At 36.3% G+C, this 18,515-nt stretch carries 19 protein-coding genes; 7 read left to right on the forward strand and 12 right to left on the reverse strand.

Annotated features, from left to right (window positions below):
• Window positions 1-7: 7 nt before the first annotated feature.
• The 4 genes from QW060_RS15520 (at window position 8) to QW060_RS15535 (ending at window position 5,246) form a co-directional block, all read left to right on the forward strand.
• Window positions 8-1,420 carry a complex I subunit 4 family protein gene (locus QW060_RS15520; RefSeq protein WP_290364373.1) on the forward strand — a complete coding sequence of 471 codons (1,413 nt, stop codon included), beginning with the start codon at window positions 8-10 and terminating at the stop codon, window positions 1,418-1,420.
• A 55-nt stretch (window positions 1,421-1,475) separates the two neighbouring features.
• Window positions 1,476-2,849, forward strand: a complete 1,374-nt coding sequence (locus tag QW060_RS15525; RefSeq protein WP_290364374.1) for an NADH-quinone oxidoreductase subunit N — start codon at window positions 1,476-1,478, stop codon at window positions 2,847-2,849.
• Window positions 2,850-2,934: 85 nt separating this feature from the next.
• Window positions 2,935-4,137 (forward strand): oxygenase MpaB family protein, encoded by a 1,203-nt coding sequence (locus tag QW060_RS15530; RefSeq protein ID WP_290364375.1) that lies wholly within the window; start codon window positions 2,935-2,937, stop codon window positions 4,135-4,137.
• Window positions 4,138-4,214: 77 nt separating this feature from the next.
• Window positions 4,215-5,246: an Atu2307/SP_0267 family LLM class monooxygenase gene (locus QW060_RS15535; RefSeq protein WP_290364376.1), complete on the forward strand. Its 1,032-nt coding sequence runs from the start codon at window positions 4,215-4,217 to the stop codon at window positions 5,244-5,246.
• Between the two features lie 130 nt (window positions 5,247-5,376).
• Here QW060_RS15535 and QW060_RS15540 read toward each other — a convergent pair whose 3' ends face one another.
• The 11 genes from QW060_RS15540 to QW060_RS15590 all read right to left on the reverse strand — a co-directional run bounded on the left by QW060_RS15540 (window position 5,377) and on the right by QW060_RS15590 (window position 15,055).
• The gene (locus QW060_RS15540) at window positions 5,377-5,730 is read right to left on the reverse strand and encodes an arsenate reductase family protein (protein ID WP_290364377.1); all 354 of its coding nucleotides are present in this window, start codon (window positions 5,728-5,730) and stop codon (window positions 5,377-5,379) included.
• Between the two features lie 47 nt (window positions 5,731-5,777).
• Complete coding sequence (gene trhO, locus QW060_RS15545; protein ID WP_290364378.1) at window positions 5,778-7,145, reverse strand: oxygen-dependent tRNA uridine(34) hydroxylase TrhO; 1,368 nt, start codon at window positions 7,143-7,145, stop codon at window positions 5,778-5,780.
• A gap of 127 nt (window positions 7,146-7,272) precedes the next feature.
• Window positions 7,273-8,310: a L,D-transpeptidase gene (locus QW060_RS15550; RefSeq protein ID WP_290364379.1), complete on the reverse strand. Its 1,038-nt coding sequence runs from the start codon at window positions 8,308-8,310 to the stop codon at window positions 7,273-7,275.
• 160 nt (window positions 8,311-8,470) lie between these two features.
• The gene (locus QW060_RS15555; protein ID WP_290364380.1) at window positions 8,471-8,914 is read right to left on the reverse strand and encodes a DUF3347 domain-containing protein; all 444 of its coding nucleotides are present in this window, start codon (window positions 8,912-8,914) and stop codon (window positions 8,471-8,473) included.
• Window positions 8,915-8,947: 33 nt separating this feature from the next.
• On the reverse strand, window positions 8,948-9,178 hold the full coding sequence (locus tag QW060_RS15560) for a heavy-metal-associated domain-containing protein (protein ID WP_290364381.1): 231 nt from the start codon (window positions 9,176-9,178) through the stop codon (window positions 8,948-8,950).
• 147 nt (window positions 9,179-9,325) lie between these two features.
• Entirely contained in the window at window positions 9,326-9,874 is a 549-nt protein-coding gene (locus tag QW060_RS15565) for a helix-turn-helix domain-containing protein (protein WP_290364382.1), read from the reverse strand.
• Between the two features lie 183 nt (window positions 9,875-10,057).
• Window positions 10,058-10,258 carry a heavy-metal-associated domain-containing protein gene (locus QW060_RS15570; protein ID WP_290364383.1) on the reverse strand — a complete coding sequence of 67 codons (201 nt, stop codon included), beginning with the start codon at window positions 10,256-10,258 and terminating at the stop codon, window positions 10,058-10,060.
• 101 nt (window positions 10,259-10,359) lie between these two features.
• Complete coding sequence (locus QW060_RS15575) at window positions 10,360-10,569, reverse strand: heavy-metal-associated domain-containing protein (RefSeq protein WP_290364384.1); 210 nt, start codon at window positions 10,567-10,569, stop codon at window positions 10,360-10,362.
• 77 nt (window positions 10,570-10,646) lie between these two features.
• Window positions 10,647-13,061 (reverse strand): heavy metal translocating P-type ATPase, encoded by a 2,415-nt coding sequence (locus QW060_RS15580; RefSeq protein ID WP_290364783.1) that lies wholly within the window; start codon window positions 13,059-13,061, stop codon window positions 10,647-10,649.
• Window positions 13,062-13,219: 158 nt separating this feature from the next.
• Window positions 13,220-13,783 carry an AraC family transcriptional regulator gene (locus QW060_RS15585; RefSeq protein ID WP_290364385.1) on the reverse strand — a complete coding sequence of 188 codons (564 nt, stop codon included), beginning with the start codon at window positions 13,781-13,783 and terminating at the stop codon, window positions 13,220-13,222.
• A gap of 345 nt (window positions 13,784-14,128) precedes the next feature.
• Complete coding sequence (locus QW060_RS15590) at window positions 14,129-15,055, reverse strand: L,D-transpeptidase (RefSeq protein ID WP_290364386.1); 927 nt, start codon at window positions 15,053-15,055, stop codon at window positions 14,129-14,131.
• Between the two features lie 211 nt (window positions 15,056-15,266).
• Between QW060_RS15590 and recA the strand changes: the two genes are divergently transcribed.
• The 3 genes from recA (at window position 15,267) to QW060_RS15605 (ending at window position 17,734) form a co-directional block, all read left to right on the forward strand.
• Window positions 15,267-16,271: a recombinase RecA gene (gene recA, locus QW060_RS15595; protein ID WP_290364387.1), complete on the forward strand. Its 1,005-nt coding sequence runs from the start codon at window positions 15,267-15,269 to the stop codon at window positions 16,269-16,271.
• A 96-nt stretch (window positions 16,272-16,367) separates the two neighbouring features.
• A complete protein-coding gene (locus tag QW060_RS15600; RefSeq protein ID WP_290364388.1) occupies window positions 16,368-16,679 on the forward strand; it encodes a hypothetical protein in 312 nt (103 codons plus the stop codon).
• A gap of 47 nt (window positions 16,680-16,726) precedes the next feature.
• The gene (locus QW060_RS15605) at window positions 16,727-17,734 is read left to right on the forward strand and encodes a TQO small subunit DoxD (RefSeq protein ID WP_290364389.1); all 1,008 of its coding nucleotides are present in this window, start codon (window positions 16,727-16,729) and stop codon (window positions 17,732-17,734) included.
• Between the two features lie 11 nt (window positions 17,735-17,745).
• Here the strand turns inward: QW060_RS15605 and QW060_RS15610 are convergent, their stop codons facing one another.
• On the reverse strand, window positions 17,746-18,510 hold the full coding sequence (locus QW060_RS15610) for a lysophospholipid acyltransferase family protein (protein ID WP_290364390.1): 765 nt from the start codon (window positions 18,508-18,510) through the stop codon (window positions 17,746-17,748).
• Window positions 18,511-18,515: the final 5 nt, after the last annotated feature.

Consider the following 18,515-nt stretch of genomic DNA (forward strand, 5'->3'; position numbering starts at 1 on the left):
ATATAAAATGAACGTAACATTTATCTTACTTACTCTACTAATCGGCGCTTTGCTTACTTTAGCTTCCGGCAAAAAGTTGGCACATACAACAGCCCTTTTATTCAGTATTCTCGGTTTTGGTTTTTCGCTGTTTTTATTAAATCAGTTCAATAATGGTACAGATATCTCTTATCAGGTACAGTGGATTTCAAAACCAAACATCTCTTTTGCTTTAAAAGCAGACGGACTAAGCATGTTGATGGTTTTGTTGAATACTTTTCTAACACCAGTCATCCTGCTTACCACCATTAAAAAAGATTATAAAAACCCTCATATTCTCTACGCTCTGGTATTATTCATGTCATTTGCTATGACAGGTACTTTCCTTGCTACAGACGGGTTTCTTTACTATATTTTCTGGGAATTGGCTCTGATACCAATTTTCTTTATTGCCCTATTGTGGGGTAGTGATACATGGGAAGTGCGTAAAAAAGCAATTCTTAAATTCTTTATCTACACCTTTGCAGGATCGCTCTTCATGCTTGTAGCTTTCATCTATCTGTACCAGAAAACAGGAAGTTTTTTATTAGCAGATTTAGTAAACACTGCTTTGAGTTCAACAGAACAAACATGGATATTCTTAGGCTTTTTCCTTGCATACGCTATTAAAATCCCTATTTTTCCTTTCCATACCTGGCAGGCTGATACCTATGAAAAAGCTCCGGCTATAGGAACGATGCTTTTATCTGGAATCATGCTGAAAATGGGAATTTACTCTATCTTACGCTGGCAGTTACCTTTGACACCAAATATGAATGAAGGCATATTAAATACCGTAATCATCCTTTGTCTTATCGGTGTTATATATGCTTCTTTAATTGCTTTAAGGCAATCCAATCTCAAAAGATTATTGGCATATTCCTCTATGGCGCACGTAGGCCTTATTGCTGCGGGAGCATATACTTACACAACAGACGGATATCATGGTGTAGTATTACAGATGATCGCACACGGACTGGTGATCGTAGGTCTCTTCTTTCTTACAGAAATTATTTATGCAAGATATCAGACTTATACCATCAGAGAAATGGGTGGTATCCGATCTCAGGCAATAAAGTTTACCTCTTTTTTCATGATATTCATGTTCGCTTCTATCGGTTTACCGGGAACTTTCAGTTTTATCGGAGAATTTACCATACTATACAGTTTATCTCAGATAAACCTTATGTATGCACTTTTGGGAGGAACCACCATCATACTTGGTGCTTATTATATGATGAAAATGTTTCAGAAAGCCGTTTTGGGTCCGCAAAACAAAAATACGTTTGCTGATTTAAATACAAACGAATGTCTGATATTAGCTGTATTAGCTGCTGCAGTTATCTTTTTCGGACTGTACCCAAAACCACTTACAGACCTCTTATTCACATCGATTGTATAACAAATAAAGATCAAAAATGACCCGAAATACGGTTTCATTTTAATAAAATAGACATATGAATACATTAATTGCTTTAGCAGGATTAGCCGTTTTAATATTGGTTTTAGAAATAATAAACCTGCGTAAAATTATTGTACCGCTTACTATTATCGGTTTGTTGGCTGCGTTGGGAATATCAATCTGTGATATGGCTAACGAAGCAGGCTACTACCACAATATGATTGTTGTAAACAAATCAAATATGCTGTATACAAGCCTGTTTATTGTATTGACGGTTTTTATAGTAATGCTTAGTGAAGACTTTTACAAGCCGCATTATGATAAGATTTCGGATTATGTATCCTTAAAAATATTTTTGTTGATAGGGGCTGTTTCCATGGTAACCTTCGGAAATCTGACCATGTTTTTTATCGGTTTGGAAATTTTATCCATCACCCTTTATATTTTGGCAGGTAGCGACAGAACAGATGTCAAAAGTAATGAGTCCGGAATGAAATATTTCTTAATGGGTTCCTTTGCTTCCGGTTTTGTGTTATTCGGAATCGCTTTGGTATATGGTGCTACGGCTTCATTTGATATGAATACCATCTCTAATAGCCTTACAGCAGTTACCGCTCCAACCTGGCTGTATCTTGGTATTGTACTTATTTGTATCGGAATGTTATTTAAAATTGCAGCCTTCCCTTTCCATTTCTGGGCACCTGATGTTTACCAGGGAGCTCCAATGCTCACTACAACAATTATGAGTACTTTGGCAAAAGTAGTTGCTGTAGCAACCTTCTATAAATTATTAACGGCATTTCAGCCCATTTTACCGGAAAACTTCCATTATCTTCTGGTCTTCTTAGCGATTGCAACCATGTGTGTCGGAAATGTTATGGCACTGCGTCAGGAAAACATAAAAAGAATGCTGGCTTATTCAGGAATCTCTCATGCAGGTTTTATGATGATTGCCCTTTTGGTAATAGAAAATGCCAATGCCAACCTGTTTTACTATGCTTCAGCTTATGCCCTTTCAGGAATTGCAGCTTTTGCAGTAATCATGTCGGTATGCAGCAAAAAAGAAGATGAATTAATAAAGCATTTTAAAGGCTTAGGAAAGAAAAAACCTGTTTTGGCAGCAGTGCTTACCATGGCGTTATTATCTATGGCAGGTATTCCGGTTTTTGCAGGGTTCTTCGGAAAATTCTTTCTATTAAACAATGCCTTGGAAAATGGTTATATAACCTTAGTCATATTCGGAGTAGTCAACTCTATCATCAGTATATACTATTATTTTAAAGTAATTTCTGCTATGTACAGCCAAAGTGCAGAAACAGAAGAACCGGAAGTTACCAATAGTGCTATTTATCAATTTGTAGCAGTTCTGGCCATCACTTTAAATATCATCATCGGTATTTATCCGGCCTTACTATTGGATCTTTTTTAATTTAATCCTTAGATTTATATTTCTTGAAAAGCCGGACTTCGTGAAGTCCGGCTTTTTTTGTGTAATTTTATGGAAAGAAAAAAATATGGACCTACCATCGCGTCATATTCCTAAAAATTCAAATGCTTTTTCCAGTTATTGGAATACAGAGAAACCAAATTATTTAGCACATCATCTGTCACCGCAAATAAAACTTGAAGCGGCACAGCAAATGGTACCTTACTATTATGAAGCAGACGCTATCGGCGATGCAGTAGCTTTAGAATTTCTTATAAAAAAAGGATTTCAGCAAGGCATGAAAGAGCTGCATCAGATGCTGGCCACCTATCCTCTGAATAAAGAAACCTATTCTTCAGAAACCCAACTTTTCTTAGAGCAAATTTTCTCTCTTCCCCAATGGCTGGATACAGATTTGCTCCAAAAAGGCAGCAATTTTTGTAACAGAACAGGTACATCCGGACTTGCAACGCTCCGCAATTATTGTCTGATGGGCGGTTACGAATCATCAGCCATCAACAAGCCGTTGATTTTTACAGGAGCCTTAAAAAAAGGAGCGGTAAAAAGATTGTCTGACACAGTCGTTTTCTGGATAAATGTTACTGCACAAGACGGTATGAAAATAAAAGAAAAAGGCTTTTTCAGCGCAGTTACTACCCGTCTTATTCATTCGTATTCGCGAATCATGATTGAAAGACAACCGGACTGGAAAACACAAGATTGGGGCAGACCTCTGAATACATGGGACATGCTGGCTACTAATTTAGGTTTTTCCATAGTATTTCTTGACGGTCTTCAAAAATTGGGATTGAAGCCAACAAAAGAAGAGATTGCCGGAGTACTGCATCTGTGGAAATATATTGGGTATCTTATAGGAATTCCTGAACATTTACTTGCAGATACGGAAACTCAGGCAGCTGATGCCCTATTTCTTTGGAGTAAAACACAGAAAGGTGCTGATGAAGATTCCATTTCACTTGCCTATTCCCTATACGAAGAACCTCAACGGGTCACCTTTACAAAATCTCAATATCTTAAAAATTTTGTACAGTACACCAATCTGGGCTATAATAATTTCTTGTTGGGAAAGGAGAGTTGTAAAAAGTTAGGATTACCTTATACAAAGGCTATCCGATGGGTAAAATTTATCACAATGATGAATTCATTACAACAAAAAGCTGCTTCCCTGCACCCAACGCTGTACCGATATATGATAAGAAAGGGAAACAAAGAACAGCTCAACGTTTTGAAGCTGTATAAAAAACAAGAGTATCACCAAAAAACGGTTTAAAAAGGGGGCTTCAAGGAAAATAATCTATATTAAGAGTTTTTCGGGATATTTAAAATAACTTTGATAAAAACATCAGTATGGAATTGGGTATCTCTATGTTTGGTGACTTGGCCTACAATTCACAAACACAAAAAAGAAAAACAGCACAGCAACGTTTAAAAGAAATGCTGGAAGAAATAAAACTGGCAGACGAAGTTGGTCTGGATGTATTCGGACTGGGAGAACACCATCGCCCGGATTATAGCGTTTCATCACCACAAACCGTACTCGCAGCAGCTGCAACGATTACCAAAAACATCAAATTGGGAAGCGCCGTTTCTGTTTTAAGTTCCGACGACCCCATTCGGTTATACCAGCAATTTGCAACGATTGATCTGATATCAGACGGCCGTGCAGAAATCATGGTAGGCAGAGGCAGTTTTATTGAGTCGTTCCCTCTTTTCGGTTATGACCTTAAGGATTATGACCGTTTATTCGAAGAAAAATTGCAATTATTACTAACCCTGAATAATAATGAAATCATCAATTGGGAAGGTCATTTCCGAGCCCCTATAAAGCATCAGGAAATATTTCCAAAACCGCTGCACCAAAAATTGCCGGTATGGATCGCTGTAGGTGGTACACCCGAATCTGTATTGCGTGCTGCAAAATTAGGACTGCCGCTGACAATTGCAATTATAGGAGGCTATCCGGTACAGTTTGAACCTTTACTGAGAATGTATAAAGAACAGTATTTTGCAAACGGGCATTCAAAAGAAAACTATCAGCTTGGCGTCAATTCCCATTTGTTTGTAGGGAATGATGCTTCTGTAAGAGATGTTTATTTTCCATATTATGCGGCTCAAATGAACCATATTGGTAAAGAGAGAGGCTGGGCACCTTTTTCAAGAGCGCAATTTGAAGCAACAGCAGCACCGGACGGAGCTTACTTTATGGGCGGTCCGGAAGAAATCACTGACAAAATACTACAGCAGCACGAAATATTTAATCATACGCGTTTTGTAGGACAGATTGATGTAGGCGGACCTGATCATTCGCTTATTATGAAATCAATTGAACTATTCGGTACAAGAGTAGCTCCTGAAGTACGAAAACATCTTTCAAAGTAAAAATAAAAAAGTAAAAACCATGGTCTATAGCCATGGTTTTTATTGAATATAATAATTGACAGCACAGTTATTCTTTCTGATACCGGATAAATAACTTATCTGCTCAAAAGACAACAGTTAAAAATCCTGTTTAGGTGTTAATCATATTCAATGCTTCTTCAACACTGTTCTTGCTACTACCGACAAACATTTTATCCTTGTAAAAGATTACCGGACGGTTTAAAAAAGTATAATGCTCAAGAATATAATTTTTATAGTCATTCTCTGACAGAACCTCATCTTTTAAGCCTCTTTCCTTATAAAGTTTTGCCCGTTTGCTGAACAGTTTTTCATAACTGTTGGTATGAGCATACATTTCCTCTAACTGTTTTACCGTAATGCTCTTTTCTTTGATATCCTGCAACTCAAACTGCTCCAGATTATCAATCTGATTAAGTATTCTCTTACAGGTATCACAAGTCTTTAAATAATAAATTTTTTTCATAAGCTTAAAAATAAAAAAAGCAAATACTGCTATTTGCTTTTTGTGATTTATATTTTTTCTGTTACAAACAACTGATCAGAAAGTCTGATTCTGAAAGGCACTTCAAATGTTACTTTATCTCCCTCAACAGCTTTGGTTGCTTCTTTACCGTTTACTTTCATAGAATGCAGCACCATGCGTTCTTCTCCGGTTGTAGGCCCCTGAATAATGATTTCGTCACCCATATTGAGTTGCTTTTGTTCAATTAAAAATTGAGCTACAGAAGCTTTGGTAAAATAATGTTGTCCTTTACCAACCAATATTTTTCTTTCCGTTTGTTTCTTCTTCCGAATCTCAGTTACTTTGGCTACGCGTACCGGTTTGACTTCTTCAAAGATATTGCGTTCCTTTTTGAACGTAAGCGCAGATGATTTTCCTTTCTTGAAAATCAAATTGCCTTTTTGAACACCTTGTCTGAGTTTCTTTTGCTCTTCTACCGGCAGCTGGATAATTTCCATACATCGATCCGAACAACATCCGTGCATTTTTTCTGCACATTCATCGCACTGAATAAATAACAGATGGCATCCTTCATTAGCGCAGTTGATATGGGTGTCACATGGTTTACCGCACTGGTGGCAGTTTGCGATAATATCATCTGTAATTCGCTCTCCTAAACGATGGTCAAAAACAAAATTTTTCCCAATAAACTTGCTCTCCAGATTTTCTGCTTTTACCTGTCGGGTATATTCAATAATACCACCCTCTAACTGAAATACATTTTTGAATCCTTTGTGTTTAAAGAACGCAGAGGCTTTTTCGCAACGGATTCCACCGGTACAATACATGAGCAGTTTTTTATCCTCTTTATGAGCGGCAAGCTGTTGTTCAATAATAGGTAACGATTCTCTGAAAGTATCCACATCGGGTGTAATGGCATTTTTAAAACGTCCTATTTCACTCTCGTAATGGTTTCTGAAATCAACAACAATCGTATCCGGATCCTCTAAAAGTTCATTAAATTCCTGTGCCTTTAAATGAATTCCTTTATTGGTTACATCAAAAGTAGCATCATCCAGACCATCAGCAACAATTTTCTTACGTACTTTAACCGTCAGTTTCAAAAAAGACAAGTCATCCTGTTCTACAGCTACATTCAGGCGAATGCCTTTCATAAAGTCATACACTTCCAACGTTTCTCTGAAAGCTTCAAAATTTTCTGCAGGCACACTCATCTGTGCATTGATTCCTTCGTGGGCAACATACGTTCTTCCTAAGGCATCTAATCGGTTCCATTCAATAAATAGGTCGTCTCTGAATTTTTGGGGATCCTGGATGTTTGCATAAGCATAAAAAGAAAGGGTTAATCTTTTTTGTCCTGCCTGCTCAATTAATTGTGCGCGTTCATCAGCGCTTAAAGTGTTGTACAGTTGCATGCTATAAACTTTTAAGTGTAAGTAATTTATTTCTGTGAACTCTAAATGGAAGAATTCTCTGCAAAATTACATGTTTTTTTATAAAATAAAAAAAGACCTTTGGAATAAAGGTCTTTGAATTATATAATTACAGACTGTCTTTGGATATTTTAGCCGTTTCTGCCTGTTTATCTGATTTCTGAAGCTGCTTTTCTTCATTATACAGCTCCCTTATCTTTTGCTGTTTCCTTATTTCCGGAAGATGCTTACTGATCACTTCATTCATTTGCGAAACTGAGATTGTGGTTGCTTGCGGATCTTTTACAAGGTCATTCCATATTCCCTTTTTACCAAAAGCGTAATCTCCATAAACTATAACCGGAGTACCTTTTACCTTTACGGTGTTTTTGTTTTCGAGTACCCATTGGTCAGCCCAGTTATACATCCATTGTGCATCAGCATCCAGTAAACGCAAACAAGAATGAGACGCAGGATATCCCGGTAAAGCATACTGATGCCAGCCTACGCCTCCGGAATTGCTGATGTTAAAATTCCAGTTGAGAATCCACTCATCATTTGCAGTACTCTTTATTTTTCTGCCTTTCCAGTTCGTAAAGAACAGTCCTCTGGGTGTTTGGGCTGTCTTTTTCCCCATATTGGTAGGTCCCCATTTCACCAATACCCCTTTTTCATACAACGCATACGCTTGAATCGGATAAGAAAATACAGCAATTTTAGGAATACTGTCCAATATAGTAAGCTCATGCGGAAAGGGAGAGTAGCTCATAATATCAGTTCGCACCTCTTTAGGTACAATAATCGTATCTCTTCTGTTGATATTATCCGTATCAATACGATTTAGTGCAGCAATGATATATATCTCTTCTTTACTGTATTTTTTGTAAAAGGCTTTGCGTAAAGAATCACTTACCTTGATGGGCCAGGACATGTATTCTTGTCCATTATATATGGCATATTTATCAGCTCTTTTCTTTTTAACAAGCTGAAGACTGTCTTCTCTGGCAATACTGTCTTGTGCTTTGATTGTCAATGAATCTATTTTTTCTGCCGGATGCGAACGAATTGTATCATGATCAGGAATTATTTCGTCTTTTTGTTCTTTTTTACAGCTGCCCAACATCAAAAATAACAGGCTGATTGTAGTAAATATAAGTGTTTTTCTCATCTCCAATTTTTAAATGAAAATACACATTTTTTTTATATCCTATATCAGAAACATTCAAAATGGCTATTAATAGGGAGATGGTGAAAGTAGCTTTACTTTCTGCTCCTCTAATAATGTATTGTTTAAAAAAAACCGGTGAAAAATATTTTCACCGGTTTTTTTATTTTTTTGTTTCGGCCACCGTGCCACAGGTCAGCATAGAGGAACCATAATAGGGATTTTTGATGTCCTTTTCTTCGCTTAACCAATATGCTTTTTTCATTGGGCAGTATTGATAATAAACAGGCTGAGTTACTTTATCAGAACCTTTTACAACTTGCCATAAAGTAGTAGAAACATCATTAAAGGCAGTTCGCTGCTTCTCAAGATTTGTTGACTTGCTCATTTTTTCAGTAGCTTTTAGCAAAGCATCTTTCAAAACAAAATTAGTTTCTCCTTTAATACTTTTATAGAACACTTCAATTGCCTGATTGGCAGACTTACCATCACCTTTTACCAAAGCATTTTTCACGTTGATATAATTATTAAACAACGTTTTCGTATTTTGTGCCAGTGCTGAATATCCTAACAACAGACCAGCAAATAAAAACAGACTCTTTCTCATCACTATTGTTTATTAAATTATCATTTATATTTTTTAACTGTTGCAGGATATCAAAGGCTCAATCTTAAATCCTGCTTTCTGTACGCTTTCGATGATTTCTTTCTCATTGGCACCATCAGATCTTAACGTCAGTATTTTTTCTCTGTTTTTTGTGTCCACTTCCCAGTGAGAGATACTTTTAACAGCATCCAGAAAAGGAGTAACTTTTGCTACACAACTACTACAGTTTATATTTGTCTTGAACTTAATATCTTTCTGTTCCATTTTATTTACGTATTATTTATTAATAGTACAAAGTTGAAAAAAACCAAGGGTATTAGTTTTACGTTATTATCGAATTAATTTGTAAAATTTCTGCTATTACAGAAATGTTGAAAGAGTAGAATATACGAACTCTCTATAATGAAGTGGTCAGTTTTGTTTCAACTGTTTATAATAAGAAGAGGTAAAACCTGTATATTTCTTTAATTGATTAGAAAGATGTGCAGGGCTGCTATATCCTAAAGTATAAGCAATTTCAGATAAAGACTGATCTGTATGCATGAGCAATTCTTTCACTTTGTCAAGTTTTTCAGAGATGATGTATTTTTCAAGAGTAGACCCATGTACTAATGAAAATAGAGCACTCAATGAATCATAGTCTTTATGTAATTCACGACTGATAAGAAGAGAAAATTTAATATTCTCTCCCGTACTCATCTGCTCTGAAATTGCCCTTGCAACAATTATTTTTATCTTTTCTACCAATTGCTGTTTCTTATTATAGAGAATATCAAAACCTATCTCCTGTAGTACATTTCTGATCATTTGTTCATCAATAGCAGCTTTTTCTTTAAGAACAACTTCTCCAAGTCGTATTTCAGAAATAAGTAATCCTAATTTTGACAATTCATCGGTAAGTACATAAATACATCTGTTACACACCATACCTTTGATTAACAATTTTGAAGTGTTTTTCATGAATTCCAGTATTTTATTTTTAAAGAAGAATCAGGTAAGATCTAAACTCCTGTTTTTGCAGTAAGAAAGATAGTACCGACAGCTCATAAAAAACCGTCGGCACTACTTTAAAAAAAAATTCCTATATTTTCCTGTAAGTCGTTACAACGTCCCATTGCAGACCTATCAGGAAATGCCTTAATCCTAAGTTGTCACAGTATAACCTGCTTTTTGAATAGTATTTATCAGTTCTTTTTCGAGCTGATCTCTCTCAACTATAACAGATACTTTACCTGGTTCAACAAATTGAATCTGAACACCTTCAATATTCTTGATGGCATTTCGTACGGTTGTCTGGCAATGCGGAGTTTGCATATCAGACACATTTAATGTTAGTTTTTTCATTTTTTCTTATTTTTTTAATTCGTTAGAAAAAACGGAGTATTTACATAAAATAAATTGAGTAAACATCTAAAAACGTACTCCGTTTTTTCTGTATTATATTGTTATTTTATCCGAGGAGTTACCGTATAACCTGCTTGTTGTATGGTTTTTATTACCTCATTTTCCAGTTGGTCTGTTTCGATAAAAACAGACACTTTACCTGCTTCCAAATATTGAATTTGTACACCTGCAATTTTTGTAATTGCGTTGCTTACGGTTGTCTGGCAATGCGGAGTTTGCATATCAGACACATTTATTGTTATATTCTTCATTTTTAATCTTTTGTTAGTGTTAAACATTCTTAAGTAATTATCATGACAGAAATATTTTATGCTATCAGATAATGTATTTATTTTTTCCATTTTAATCGTAAACTATTGCTCACAACGCTGACGCTACTTAATGCCATTGCAGCTCCGGCAATCATTGGGTTTAGCAAAAATCCATTAATCGGATAAAGGATACCCGCAGCAACAGGAATACCTATAAGGTTATAGATAAATGCCCAGAAAAGATTTTGTTTTATGGTTGCAACAGTTTGTTTAGATAAACGAATCGCCTGTGGAATTTTAGTCAGATCAGATGAAATTATGGTCATTTTGGCAACATCCATTGCAATATCACTTCCTTTGCCCATAGCAATACTTACATCTGCTGTTGCCAGTGCAGTACTGTCGTTAATACCGTCTCCAACCATGGCGACTACTTTGCCGTCTTGTTGCAATTTTTTCACAAATTCTGCTTTATGTTGCGGCAAAACCTCAGCTTTATAGTGCTGAATCCCTGTCTGGTCAGCAATTGCTTTTGCTGTAGCTTCATTGTCTCCCGTAAGCATATAAAGAACAATCCCCATTTCCTGCATCTGTTTGATGGCCTCAACTGACGTTTCTTTAATTTTATCAGAGATTGCGATCACACTTAATGCTTTTTTGCTATCAGAAAACCAGATAACGGTTTTAGACTCTATACTCCATTGTTCTGCCTGTTCCAGTAATTCGTTGGAAATCGTAATATTATTTTCTGCGAGTAGTTTTTTGTTTCCTACAAAATAATATTCATCATTATGAAGTGCTTTGGCTCCTTTTCCCGTGATACTTTCGAATCCTGATAGTGAGGTTACTGATACGTTTTCCATATATTTCACTACTGCTTCCGCCAGTGGATGCTCGGATTGTTTTTCAATGCTTAACAATACATTTTGAAAAGTAATGTCATTATTCAGCCATCTGACTCCGGTTACCTGTGGTCTTCCTTCCGTAATGGTTCCTGTTTTATCTAAAACGATAACATCGACTTTTTTTGCAAGCTCCAGACTTTCCGCATCTTTAATCAGGATTCCCTGCTCGGCACCTTTACCTACACCTACCATAATAGCAGTGGGTGTAGCTAAACCCAATGCACATGGACAAGCAATAACCAATACTGTAACAGCAGCCAATAATCCTTGAACTACACCGTTATCACCTCCTAAGATCAGCCATAAAACAAAAGTTATTAAAGCAATCCCAATTACGATAGGAACAAATATTCCGGCTATTTTATCGACCAGTTTCTGAACCGGTGCTTTACTTCCCTGAGCATCTTGTACCATTCTGATGATTTGGGCAAGCATGGTCTCTTTTCCGACTTTTACAGCTTCAAACCGAAAACTTCCTTTTTGATTGATGGTCCCTGCAAATACCTTTTCATTTTCACTTTTGAATACTGGTACAGGTTCTCCACTCAGCATACTTTCGTCAACATACGAACTTCCAGAGGTTACCATACCATCAACGGCTATTTTTTCTCCCGGCTTTACCAAAATAATATCCCCTACATTGACTTCTTCAATAACAGTCTGCTTTTCTTCTCCTTCCGGTGTTATGACTATTACCGTTTTAGGTTGTAAACCGATAAGTTTTTTTATAGCGGAAGAAGTATTTCCTTTTGCCTTTTCTTCCAGTAATTTGCCTAAGAGAATAAAAGCAATAATCACTGCCGCTGCTTCAAAATACACATGGGCATGCAACCCTCTCTGATGCCAGAAGTCCATAAACACCATATTAAAAACACTAAACAGATATGCAATACCTGTACTTAAAGCTACCAGAGTATCCATATTTGCCGAGCGATGCTTTGCCTGTTTCCATGCGTTGATATAGAAATCCTTACCCAGCCACAATACTACCGGTGTTGAAAATAACCACATGATTTCATTGCCATAAGGCATGTTCATAAAAAACATTCCTATAACCACAACAGGAAGCGATAACAGAACAGCCCAAATGGTTTTGTTTTTTAATACCAGGTATTTCTTTTCGTGAATTGCCTCAAGTGTTTCCTGCTGTTTGTTGTCATCTTCAATAAGCAAATCATACCCTATAGACTGAACTGCTTTTTGGAGTTTTAGGGCATCTGTTACATTTGGAAGATACTCTACGGTTAGATTTCCTGTAGCAAAATTTACGGAAGCATTTATTACACCAGGTTCGTATGTTACGATACTTTCTGCACTGCCGGCACAAGATGCACATGTCATTCCCAATACAGGAAATGTATTTTTAACTGTTGTAACACCATATCCGAGATCTTCAATCGCTTTTACAGCTTCTGTCACAACCTTTGCGTTTGTTACTGTGATGGCGGCTCTGCGGTTGTTGAGTTCTACAGAGTGGCTTTCAATGCCTTTTACCTGTGCCAATCCTTTATCTACGATTAATGCACAATGCTCACTGTCGACATTTTCCAAAGGCAGGAAAATGGTTTGGTTGTCATTCGTTGCCATAATATAATATTGTATGCTATATTTACATGACAAAGTTGGCAACAAACAAGCAGTTTATTATTACATTATTTTAGGAAAGATTTGTAAAATTTACTTTAAGAATAAACATATAGTTAGCAGATTAAAACCTTTTTTGAAAAAATTGCCTTTACATTTTATTAAAGATTGTCTAATGGTTTTCTTTTTTCTTCTTTTAGATTTTTAAAATGATTGGGCGTAAGCCCGGTAACTTTTTTAAACTGGTTGCTCAGATAGGCAACACTGGAGTAATTTAAACGCTGCGCAATTTCACTTAGTGAAAGTTCATCATAAGCGAGAAGTTCTTTTACCTTTTCTATTTTTTGAGCAATAAAGTATTTTTCAATGGTTGTGTTTTCTTCTTCAGAAAATAAATTGGACAGATAATTATAATCAAATTGTAACTCTTTGCTCAGAAGTTCTGAGAGATTGTGTTTCAGGCTTGTATCCTGATAATGGACCAGATCAATTATAAGATTCTTTATTTGTTCAATAACCTGTTTTTTTTTGCTGTCAATCAGCCGAAAGCCAATTGCCGTAAGATTTTGCTCTAAAACCTCTTTTTCTTTTATCGAAAGGTCATTCTCAAGAGTTACTTCTCCAAGCTTAATGCTAACAAAAGAGATTCCGAGTTTTTCAAGTTCATTCTGAACGACCATGACACAACGGTTGCATACCATGTTTTTTATAAAAAGTGTTACCATATTTTGATTATTCGGTTTTTGAAACCATGCTTTTTATGATTGAAATTAAGATCGTCTGAACAAATTCTGCTTTATCGAAGCATCATCTCTGAATAAGTACTATTACTATTTTAGCGGCCTTTTTAATACGGATGTGAGCCTTTTTGAGTTCTTCTCTAACAAATAAACTAAATTTCAATATATAAACAAAATCTTACCCAAAAAACGTTTAAACGATGAGGCTTGTGTACTTTGATAATTATCAGAGCCAGATACAAAAAACATGTATCTGGCTCTGATACTATAAATTATAAAAACAGAAAAAGAACTTCCAAGGTTCATTGTCTGACTCTATAATTCAAAAAATTACGATTTTGTCTCTTTCTGCTTTTGAGGCTTATTTGCTACAACTTTGGCTCTGTTTTCCTGTTCTTTCAAAATCTCTTGTTCATATTTTTTTATCAGACCATCCAATGTTTCTGTAGCAATATCATTAGCTTTGTTATTTGCCGCAAGTTGCAACCATGGTTTCTCTCCATCAAAATTATACGCTCCGTAAACAATAACAGGAGTACCTTTCGCTTCAACATTTTCTTTATCCGCCAATATCCACTCATCTGCCCAGTCATAAAGCCATTTTGCATCACTTTCTAACAAGCGTAAACAAGAGTGAGAGGCAGGATATCCCGGGAGACTGTACTGATGCCATCCGATTCCTTCTTCATTCTGTACATTAAAATTCCATCTAAGAATCCATTCATCATCAAAAGTACTCTGTACTTCTTCTCCTTTCCAATTCGTAAAATATAATCCCTCCGGTGTCTTATGTTGTTTGGAACCCATACTGGTAGGTCCCCATTTCACAAGTTCACCGTTTTCATAAACCCCATACGCCTGTATCGGATAAGAAAAGACAACCAGTTTATTGATTTTATCTGCGCTTTTTACCGTGAACGGAAAAGGTGAATAGGCCATAAAATCATCATCAAATTTGTCCGGAATTGTAAGAACATCAACAGTATGGAACGTGTTTTTATCAACCCGGTTTAAAGCGACTATGGTTGCAAGCTCCTGTGCTGTAAATTTTTGCTTAAATGTTTTCTTAACCGAATCATTGTCTTTCAGATTCCAGTTGGTGTACGTAAAGTCTTGCGCCTTATCGTATTTTCTCTTTGGTTTGTCATGATTTTCAACAACCGTACCGTTACCGTCTTCCTTTTTATTGGAATCATTACACGAAACAAGTCCGGCCAAACACATCAATGGGATACTTAATAAAATTTTCTTATTCATAATTTTTTCATTTTTATTCAAGATAATAATTTTTATTGAAATCTCTAATCTCATAACGGCTTTTTCACATACTTTTTAGAAGTTCACAAAAAGTTTCCACAGGTTGTTTTTAATGAAATAAAGAAATAAAAACTGTTTTTATAAAGCAGGTAAACTTCTTTTTTTGTAACCGAAAAAAGCGTATTTTTACCTTTAATAATTATATAAAAGAATGAGCGCAGACAAAGAAGCAAAATTGAAAGCATTACAGCTTACTTTAGATAAACTGGATAAAACATACGGTAAAGGGACTGTAATGAAGTTGGGTGACAGTGCAGTCGAAGAAGTGGAAGCGATCCCGTCCGGATCCTTAGGCTTAGATTTAGCTTTGGGAGTAATGGGATACCCAAGAGGTAGAATCATAGAAATTTACGGACCTGAATCTTCAGGTAAAACCACGTTAACATTACATGCAATTGCAGAAGCACAAAAAGCAGGCGGTATTGCTGCATTCATTGATGCAGAACATGCCTTTGATCGTTTTTATGCTCAAAAATTAGGAGTAGATGTAGAGAACCTCATCATTTCTCAACCTGATAATGGAGAACAGGCGTTGGAAATTGCAGAAAACCTGATCCGATCGGGTGCTATTGATCTTGTTGTTATTGACTCTGTAGCGGCATTAACTCCTAAAAGTGAAATTGAAGGAGAAATGGGAGATTCCAAAATGGGACTTCATGCCCGTTTAATGTCACAGGCATTGAGAAAATTAACGGCTACAATCAGCAAAACCAACTGTACGGTGTTTTTCATCAACCAGCTGCGTGAGAAAATAGGCGTTATGTTCGGTAATCCGGAAACGACTACAGGTGGAAATGCTCTGAAATTCTATGCTTCTGTACGTTTAGACATCCGTAAATCTACACAGATTAAAGACGGAGACAACGTGTTGGGTAACCGAACTAAAGTAAAAGTGATCAAAAATAAAGTGGCTCCTCCTTTCCGTACGGCAGAATTTGATATTATGTATGGAGAAGGTATTTCTAAAGTAGGAGAAATTCTTGATTTGGCTGTTGATTTTGAAATCATCAAAAAAAGCGGTTCATGGTTTAGCTATGGAGATACCAAATTAGGTCAGGGTAGAGATGCTGTAAAAAGTTTGATAAAAGATAATCCTGAATTACAGGAAGAACTGGAAGACAAAATCAAAGAAGCGATTAAGAATAAAGATCAATAAGCATATAAACGCTGCCTTCCGGCAGCGTTTTTTTGTATATTTGTTGATATGATGAAAAACGGCACATATCTTTTTTTCAAAAAGTCAATCGTATGGTTGAGTGTCTTTCTTTTCTTTATAGCCTCTTGTCAGACAAAAAAATCCATAGAATCTCTGCTGGATATCACGCTGAGCAAAAACATTGCAGCAAGTAAAACGACCTCTTCCTTTCATTGTTCTGTTTACAAAGCACAAGAAAGGACCAGCAGCCGAATCCAAAAAACGACAACGTCAGCCTCCGTTCCCTCAAATGGTACGCTATCATCTGATTATGGTGCTCAGAAAACTGTTTTCAGAATTTCCGAAACGTATTATCCCCTAAAAATCCCATTGTACTTACTCTTCAAAAACATAAAAATTGCCTTGTAGTTTGTTGATCCAATAAAAGATTTTACACAAACTATATAACACTTTTTATGATAAAGAATATAAAAGAAACTGCTTTTGAAGCAGGAACCCTCACATTGGTTCTCCGATGGGTTATCGGCTGGACTTATTTTTCCGCTTTTTGGAGAAGAATCGTATTAGAAAATAAATTAAATCCGGAAGAAGCCGGATATATCGGAGAAAAATTCAATCATTTTTTACCGAATGCATTAGGGATAAAACCCATTATTGAATATCTGGTTACCCATCCGGAAACTCTTTGGTATGCCATGGTTATTTTTACAATCATCGAAGCCCTTGTAGGTCTGATGATTATTTTGGGGCTTTTCACCCGTTTGATGGCTTTTGGTGTCTTTAACCTTGCTCTTGGTATTTTATTAGGATCGGGATGGCTGGGCACCACCTGTCTTGATGAATGGCAGATCGGTGTACTGGGTGTTGCCTCTGGTTTTGTACTGATGCTTACAGGCAGCGGAAAATATTCAGTGGATTATTATCTGCTGAAAAAACAGCACCCTCTTACTCAAAAAAAGAGTTTTGCTTATGTCGGTTCCGGAATATTGTCCTGGACTGCAAAAACAAAAAACAAGATAATTCTCACGGGCAGTATCTGTATAACGGTGCTTACTCTTTTTACGAATCAGTATTTTCACGGAGGCGTTTTCGGAACACTACATAATAAATCAGTGAAACCAAAACTTGAAATCAGCAATGTGTATACCCGTGAAGGCTATCTGAATTTTACGGTAATGCGTGTTGAAGGGGCTGATGTATACGGTTCCTTTCTTATTGAAATTGCTGCTTACAACGAAAATAATGAAAAAATCGAAGAATGGTCTATGCAGGAACTGCGCACCTTGAAACCCCATCAGATTCAAAATTTTTATGTTGCAAAAATTGTCCCTCACAAAAACAGTTTATTATTACCCCTGGGTGCAAAAGCATCTATAAGCTTACCGATTACCACACAAGAAAATATTGCCCGGATACAACTTACAGATATCAGCGGTCTCGAATGGTCTTCATTGATTGAATAAAAAAAGAGCCGTTATACAACGGCTCTTTTTTCTATATGTTTTGAAGCTTCCAAAGGCATCAACACTACATTGCGCACTTTCTCTTTTAAAAATGGCTTATCTGTCTGAACCAATCCCTCAGTTTCAATAAAATCATGGATATACACTTTTGTTTTTCCAGGTCTTCCGGCAAAAAAACGAAAAGGAAAAAGTTTTTTAAGGTCGGTAAAAGTCATCGGTACTATCGGTATCTGAAATTCTATGGCCAGCCGAAAAGCTCCGTCTTTAAAACTATCAAGAACAATGGTTTCATCATCCGGAACGCCTCCTTCAGGAAAAATACAGATACTCAGTCCTGCAGCCAGTTTTTCTTTTGCCCTTACAATAGTATCATGTCTGCTTTTAGGACTGCTTCTATCAACCAGAATACAGGCTTTTTTATAGAAGAACCCAAAAATAGGAATTTTTGCCAATTCTTTTTTTCCAACAAATACAAACGGATTGTCTTTTACCAGAATCAGCATCAGCATAATATCCATCATTGAAGTATGGTTGGCTACCAGCATATAGCTCTGATTTGGATTGAATGTTTGATTTTTGATGATTTCCATCCGAAATCCCATTCCATAAAAAATAGCTTTGGCCCATATACGCGCCAAAACAAAAAAATATTTATACGTTTTATCTGATGATAAGGTGATTATTAAGAAAGGCGACAGTACAACGATGACAATAAGCATCAGTACGTAAAACCATATTTTCCAAAGAATCCAAAACAGATTTTTAAAAAAAAGCATACGGG

Source organism: Paenimyroides ceti, from assembly GCF_030409925.1.